The 2,160-nt window shown below is 61.8% G+C and carries 3 protein-coding genes; 1 reads left to right on the forward strand and 2 read right to left on the reverse strand.

Translation table 11 applies throughout. The features are described 5' to 3' along the window. Positions 1–241: 241 nt before the first annotated feature. Positions 242–967 (reverse strand): peptidoglycan editing factor PgeF, encoded by a 726-nt coding sequence (gene pgeF, locus D8V06_RS02515; protein WP_056855648.1) that lies wholly within the window; start codon positions 965–967, stop codon positions 242–244. Continuing rightward, a complete protein-coding gene (rluD, locus tag D8V06_RS02520) occupies positions 964–1,926 on the reverse strand; it encodes a 23S rRNA pseudouridine(1911/1915/1917) synthase RluD (RefSeq protein WP_130930381.1) in 963 nt (320 codons plus the stop codon). The genes pgeF and rluD overlap by 4 nt, the downstream gene beginning before the upstream one ends. On the opposite strand from rluD, the gene D8V06_RS30550 reads away from it, so the two are divergent. Further along, on the forward strand, positions 1,925–2,160 hold a 236-nt coding region (locus D8V06_RS30550; RefSeq protein WP_206663175.1), incomplete at its 3' end, for a hypothetical protein. The two genes, rluD and D8V06_RS30550, sit on opposite strands and share 2 nt — an antisense overlap.

Consider the following 2,160-nt stretch of genomic DNA (forward strand, 5'->3'; position numbering starts at 1 on the left):
GGCCTGCATCAAGTGCGCCGGCTCGATGGCCGGATGATCGAGGCCGACGGCCAGGGATTGGGCATCGGACAACGCCAACTGCAATTTGCTGGTTAAACGGTCTATACGCATGGGTCACCTTCCTTTTGAGCAGGCCGGACCTATAAAACATCCTGAATGAAGAAACCTGCCAGATACCGTTATAGATGCGGTCGATTCTGGGAGTTTCAAGCATCAATACATTGATGCAGATCAGAGAAGCTTAGCGGGCGAGCCAGATCAAGGAGGCGAACCGACCGGTGCGAGGGGCCCGGCGGTAAGAATAGAAACGCGGGTCGGTCACGGTACAGAAACCGCCACCGTAGACAGCGGTGACGCCGCGAGCAGCCAGGCGCAGACGCGCAAGCCTATAGATGTCGGCCATGAACTTGCCGGGGTTTTGACTCGGCACGAAGGCTTCAGCCGCCTGCGGCAATTGCTGCACGAAGGTTTCGCGCACTTCCGGGCCGACTTCAAAGGCTTGCGGGCCAATGGCTGGACCGAGCCAGACCAATACTTCGGCAGGTGGCACCGCCAGACTGTCGAGGGTGGCTTCCAGCACGCCAGCCGCCAACCCGCGCCAACCGGCATGGGCTGCAGCAACGCGGGTACCGGCACGATCGCAAAACAGCGCAGGCAGGCAATCGGCGGTCATCGCCGCGCAGGCGACGCCCGGCGTTGAGGTCCAGCTGGCGTCAGCCGTGTCCACCCGGCCCGGATCGGCATGGGCCACGACAATGCCGTGGACCTGCTGCAGCCAGGCCGGTTGAATAGAGAAATGATCGGTAAGACGACGGCGATTTTCGGCGACGGCCTCAGGGCTGTCGCCGACGTGATCGCCGAGGTTGAGGCTGTCGAACGGCGCCAGACTGACGCCGCCCGCACGGGTGGTCACACAGGCTTTGACCCCGGCCGGCGCGGGCCAGTCAGGAATCAGCCAGTCACTCATCCGATGAACGCCTCGCGGTCTTGCTTGAGCAGGGTCAGCAACCAGACGAAATCTTCCGGCAGCGGCGACTCCCAACTCATGCGTTCACCGGTCGTCGGGTGATCCAGCTCCAGGAACCGTGCATGCAGTGCCTGACGCGGGAAGTTTTTCAGCGACTCGACCATGGTCGGGTTGGCTGCCGGCGGAATCCGGAAACGACCGCCGTAGGCAGGATCTCCGACCAACGGGAAGTTGATGTGGGCCATGTGTACGCGAATCTGGTGCGTACGACCGGTCTCCAGCTTCACCCGCACGTGAGTGTGGGAGCGGAAACGCTCAAGCACGCGGTAGTGGCTGACGGCCTGCTTGCCCCCCTCCATTACCGCCATGCGCTGGCGCTGCTGGCCGTGGCGACCGATTGGCGCGTTGATCTTGCCGCCAGCCGTTACCACACCGATCACGATGCATTCATAGATGCGGCTGACGCTGCGGCTCTGCAACTGTGTAACCAGCTGCGTCTGCGCCTGAATGGTCTTGGCCACCACCATCAGACCGGTGGTGTCCTTGTCCAGGCGATGCACGATACCGGCGCGGGGCACATTGATGATGTCCGGCACGTGGTGCAGCAGGGCGTTGAGCAAGGTGCCGTCGGCGTGACCGGCAGCCGGATGCACCACCAGGCCCGCAGGCTTGTTGATCACCAGGATGTCGTCGTCTTCATAGACGATGTCCAGGGCTATGTCTTGAGCGACCCATTCGCCCTGAGCTTCCTGCTCGGCAGTGAGTTCAAGAATGGCGCCACCATGAACGATGTCTCGCGGGCGGATAACCGCCCCATCCACAGTCAGGCGGCCGTCTTTGATCCAGGCGGAAAGGCGCGAGCGCGAGTGCTCAGCGAATAATTGTGCGGCGACTTGATCGAGGCGTTGGCCGCCCAATTCGGACGGCACCTCTGCGCGAAGTTCAATTTTATCGGACATGCTCAGACTAGGCGTCGGCACAGCCTTTGGTTTCGGCTGCGCGCTTGTGGTTAAATACGGCGTCTTTTGCCCCGAGGCTTTTCAACGGGGCGCTCATCATAACAGGACGGCCCCGCCCAAGACAGCGGCCGTCATAGGGACGCAAGCCGCCATGCAAGTGAAACACCTGCTGCTGATCGCCATCCTCGCATTGACCGCTGCTTGCTCATCGAAGGAAGTCGTAGACGAAAACCT

The sequence above is a fragment of the Pseudomonas sp. Sample_24 genome, assembly GCF_004307605.1.
Classification (GTDB): Bacteria; Pseudomonadota; Gammaproteobacteria; order Pseudomonadales; family Pseudomonadaceae; genus Aquipseudomonas.